The 4,839-nt window shown below is 34.1% G+C and carries 5 protein-coding genes; all 5 read right to left on the reverse strand.

Features of this window, described 5'->3' with window-relative positions:
• Positions 1–140: 140 nt before the first annotated feature.
• Positions 141–1,058 carry a bifunctional riboflavin kinase/FAD synthetase gene (locus RT261_RS10275; protein ID WP_313132296.1) on the reverse strand — a complete coding sequence of 306 codons (918 nt, stop codon included), beginning with the start codon at positions 1,056–1,058 and terminating at the stop codon, positions 141–143.
• Between the two features lie 223 nt (positions 1,059–1,281).
• Positions 1,282–2,184 (reverse strand): tRNA pseudouridine(55) synthase TruB, encoded by a 903-nt coding sequence (gene truB / locus RT261_RS10280; protein WP_313132297.1) that lies wholly within the window; start codon positions 2,182–2,184, stop codon positions 1,282–1,284.
• 220 nt (positions 2,185–2,404) lie between these two features.
• The gene (locus RT261_RS10285) at positions 2,405–3,367 is read right to left on the reverse strand and encodes a DHH family phosphoesterase (RefSeq protein WP_313132298.1); all 963 of its coding nucleotides are present in this window, start codon (positions 3,365–3,367) and stop codon (positions 2,405–2,407) included.
• 175 nt (positions 3,368–3,542) lie between these two features.
• Complete coding sequence (rbfA, locus tag RT261_RS10290; protein ID WP_313132300.1) at positions 3,543–3,959, reverse strand: 30S ribosome-binding factor RbfA; 417 nt, start codon at positions 3,957–3,959, stop codon at positions 3,543–3,545.
• Between the two features lie 251 nt (positions 3,960–4,210).
• The coding region (locus RT261_RS10295) for a hypothetical protein (RefSeq protein ID WP_331665454.1) at positions 4,211–4,839 on the reverse strand (629 nt) is incomplete at its 5' end.

The raw sequence follows: 4,839 nt of genomic DNA on the forward strand, positions 1-4,839 counted from the left end.
CGCACGAGGGAAAGGTAGCAAAATTTACCCTATACACCATGTTATCCTTACTAAAAATAAATTAAGTCATTACGAAAACCCAATCAACACTTTTTGAGTTCTACATATCCCCAGGCAAAGCGTCCTGCTGCAACAAATTTTTATTTTGAAAAGTATTTACGTCCATAAATTATATCTTGGGACATTTGAATTTTTAAGGCTTCGACTGATTGGAAGGACATTTCAGGTCTTTCGAATGCGTAGAGTGAGACTTCAATGGTGGCACCATATAAGTCTGATTCAAAATCAAATATGTAGGTTTCCACACGTTTCTCAGGTGTTGTTCCTACTGTGGGGTTAAAGCCTATATTGGTTAAACCCGGATATTTGATGCCGTTGATGCTCGTCATGGAAGCGTATACTCCGTCAGGGGGTAATAATTTAGAAGAAGGAGGAATTAAATTGACGGTAGGAAATCCTATGGTTCGTCCGATTTTTCTGCCGTGTTTTACTTCTCCTATGATGGAAAATGGTCTCCCTAAAAGCTTAGTTACCAGTTCCATATCACCTTCTGCTATTTTACTTCGGATATAGGAGCTGCTGATAACCTGATCTTCGATTTTCATTTTATCAAATACAATAAGTTCATAACCATATTCTTGGGATTTTTCTCTTAATAAGTCAACATTACCTCGCCGATTATGTCCAAAACAATAATCAGCACCCACAACAATGACTTTGGCATCTAATCTTTCAAGTAAAACTTCTTTTATAAAATCTACCGGTTCCATGGAGGCCGTTTCCTTTGTAAAAGGATAAGAAACCAATACATCAAATCCATTTTGTTCTAGAATATACTTCTTTTCTTCCTCTGTATAGATTAATTCAATCTCTTTATCAGAAAAAAGATTTCTAGGATTATATAAAAAGGTAAACATAACAGCTTGTAATCCTTGTTTTTTTAATTCCAGCACTTTATTTAGCAAAAGTTGATGACCAAGATGTATTCCGTCAAATTTACCTAAAGATACCGCACTGTTTGTAATTTTAAACTCTGTTTCACCTGCAATGTATTTCATACTTATCTCCATTCTGCCGCCACTCTGCGAATTTGTGGTAATACAAATTGCAAAGTGAATTGTTTCACGGTTCACTTTGTGAAACAATTTTGATTTTTCAAACTAACCTTTTTCTGCATTTTGGGGTTGCTAACCTCTTTTTGCATTTCTGGGTTGCTTGCAAGTCAGATACTATATTAATAGGCTGCCAAGTTGTCTTTCAGCTATGTTTTCTGATTGTAGCTTATAAAAACATTTTTATAGGTTTAAATATCTGATCTTTTTGATTAAATTCATAAATTCCAACGAAATGATTATGCCAATCGTAAACCCTAATTGGGGCTTGGTCACTTATATTTTGCGTTTCTGATATATGTTTTGTATAAAAACTATTTCCATTATAAATGTATTTACAATATTCTTCCTTAACCGTTACTTTAGGATAGTCGGGAAACATGTCATCTACAGGAATACAAGAATCCAGTATTTTATCTTCTGATACCTTCTCGCTGATTTCCGATAACTTTAAACTATCTACAATGGAAAATTGTCCGACTTTCGTTCTCAATAAACTTTTCATACAACCGCCACACTGAAGTTTTGCCCCTATATCATGGCATAAAGTTCTAATGTAGGTTCCCTTGGAACATTCCACTCTTATTTTTACTTCATGATTTTCTTCATCGAACTCCAGTATATGGATATTATGTATCCATACTTTTCTTGTTTTTCTTTCCACTTCTTTTCCTTCTCTAGCCAGTTCATATAGCTTTTTACCGCTGACTTTGAGTGCGGAATACATAGGCGGCAGTTGATCATACTCACCTTCAAAACTTAATATAGCTTCTTCTATCTGTTTTTTGTCAGCTTTTACTTCACAGGTAGTAAGGACTTTTCCGGTTACATCCTGTGTATCTGTAGTTTGACCCAGTAAAAGTACTGCCTCATAAGTTTTATTCTTATCAGTTAGCATGTCAGATAATTTCGTACCATTTCCTAAGCAAACAGGCAGAACACCTTCTGCATCCGGATCCAGGGTACCGGTATGTCCAATCTTTTTCTGCTTTAATATACCTCTCAATTTTGCCACTACATCATGAGAGGTATAACCTTTTTCTTTATATACATTAATAATTCCATGAATCAATTTTTTAACTCCTTTTCCAAGCTGCTGTATTTTATAAAGTTTTTAGGCCCTTCATCTTTCTTTGCTTTAAAGAATTAAAAAAAATTTACATTAAGTATCAAGCTGTGACTTTACATATCTTATATTATATATTCATACTAAAAAGCTTGGCTATTTAACAATTCCTATTTATTAATTTCTATTTGATAATTTCTATTTATTAATTTCTATTTACTAATTTCTATTTATTAATTTCTAATTGTTCATTTATTAAATTTGTTAGCTGATTAATTATATCAGAAGCAGACCCTTTCATGGTGCAGCCGGCAGCTTTTACATGCCCTCCGCCTCCAAATAAGACTGCTATTTTACTTACATTAACATCTCCATTTGCTCTCAAACTGACTTTAAATTCCTGATCTCTTGTTTCATACAAAAGAACTGCCACTTCCACACCTTTTGTAATTCTAAGCTGATCAATAATTCCGTCCAGATCTGCCGGTGCCGCTTCGTAAAGAGAAAGGATATCTTTGCTTAAAGAAGATACAATACATTTACCGTCTAAAACCAGTATACTCTCTATCAGAGTTCTTCCTAATATCCGGTTTTGTATATAGCTTTTCTGATAAAAAGTCTCATCTATCATTTTAGAAAAGGAAATACCTTTTGCTATTAATTTACCTGCTATATTCATGGTTTTTTCCGTCGTATTGGAATGTTTAAATACGCCGGTATCATGAATCAATCCTAAATAAAGGGCTTTTGCAACTTCCGTATCAATTTTATTCTCATCAAATAAGTCAAATAAAACTTCACTGGTAGAACTAGCCTTATCTATAATTAAATTAATATCTCCAAAACCGGTGTTACTGATATGATGGTCAATATTAACTTTAATTTTTGCTTCATTAAAATATGATTCTGCAAATCCCAATCGATCTTTGCTTCCAGCATCAAGAGCAATAAAATAATCGTATATTATATGATTATCATTGGTCTGCTTTACGAATGCAGCTTCTTCCCAAAGTAGAAATTTACTTGGAATTGGTTCTAAATATACATCAATAGTTCTATCCTTAGGGAGATTGTGTTTTAAATAAAGGGAAAGAGCCATACAAGAGCCAATACAATCCCCATCCGGTCTTATATGGCCTACTATACCAATTGTTCTAGCATCTTTTAATTCTTCTAATATTTTTTTCATCTTATCCTCTATTCCGGTATTCTGACGCCTTTTATAACCGATAAAATTCAGTTAGATAAGCTGCCTTGCAGTTATTGTTTCACTACTTCTCACCTCAACATGAACCATCCTATAGATGCTTTCTTATTTCCCGTTTTTCATCTGTGTCTTCTACTTATTAATCTGCGTCATTCTATTATTCATCCGCACCATTTTGTAAATCTTCCTCATTATTTCCTTCTTCCGCCTTGTCAGCAGAAACATGATTTACTTCGTCTATTAATTTTGACATATTTACACCATATTCAATGGACTGATCCATAATAAATGTTAATTCAGGTGTATTCCGCAGGTTAATGCTTCTTGCCAATTGACCTCTGATAAACGGTGCTGCACTTCTTAATCCGGCTAAAGTAGCTTTTCTTGATTCCTCATCACCAAGGACACTAATATATACTTTAGCATGTTTTAAATCAGGTGCAACTTCCACAGCCACTACAGAGGTCATAGGATTGATTCTGGGATCTTTTATTTCTCCTCTGCTGATTAACATACTTAGTTCTCGTTGAACTTCGCCATTAATCCTAGTGTTTTTGATACTATTCTTTCTCATATTTACACCCATAGCGTATCACAAAACTTGTGATACCACCACATAAAATGTGAAAGAATAAAATATGTGGTTACCTTTCTTTTATATTTTCTTTCACACCAGTTTATTACTGAAAGGATTAGATTCTAAGAGCACAGAATTCAGCTGTACTAAATTTTGCGCTCAGAATGACAAATCCATTTTATTTTTGACGAATTCATTTTATTTTTGACAAATTCATTTATAAATCAAATACAGGAAAATATAGATAACTATCTTGGAATTTCTTCCATAATATATAGTTCAACCGTATCTTCTTCCTTTACATCATTAAACTTCTCGAATACAAGACCACATTCGTATCCGGATGCAACTTCTTTTACATCATCTTTAAATCTCTTAAGAGAAGCCAGAGCACCATCAAATATTACAATGCCGTCACGTATAATTCTTGCAGAACAGCCTCTGACAATCTTACCGTCTGTTACATAAGAACCTGCAATTGTTCCTAATCCGGAAGCTTTAAATGTCTGTCTTACATCTGCATGACCAATTACTTTTTCCTGGAATATTGGATCCAGCATACCCTTCATGGCAGCTTCCACATCTTCAATTGCATTATAAATAACACGGTATAATCGTACGTCAACTTTTTCTCTGTCTGCTGTTTCTTTAGCTGCATTATCCGGACGAACATTAAATCCGATTACAATTGCATTGGATGCACTTGCAAGGATTACGTCAGATTCGTTAATGGCACCAACACCACCGTGAATAATGCGAACAGCCACTTCTTCATTGCTTAATTTCTCTAAGCTTTGTTTTACGGCTTCTACAGAACCTTGTACGTCTGCCTTGACTATAATATTTAATTCTTTGATTTCACCGGCTTTAATCTGTG

Source organism: Anaerocolumna sp., assembly GCF_032079385.1.
In the GTDB taxonomy this organism is placed as follows: Bacteria; Bacillota; Clostridia; order Lachnospirales; family Lachnospiraceae; genus Anaerocolumna.

Bases quoted from the DNA above. Each gene is read 5' to 3' on its own strand.
- RT261_RS10275 (WP_313132296.1), bottom strand. From the start codon at position 1,058: ATGAAATACATTGCAGGTGAAACAGAGTTTAAAATTACAAACAGTGCG.
- rbfA (WP_313132300.1), bottom strand. From the start codon at position 3,959: ATGAGAAAGAATAGTATCAAAAACACTAGGATTAATGGCGAAGTTCAA.
- RT261_RS10285 (WP_313132298.1), bottom strand. From the start codon at position 3,367: ATGAAAAAAATATTAGAAGAATTAAAAGATGCTAGAACAATTGGTATA.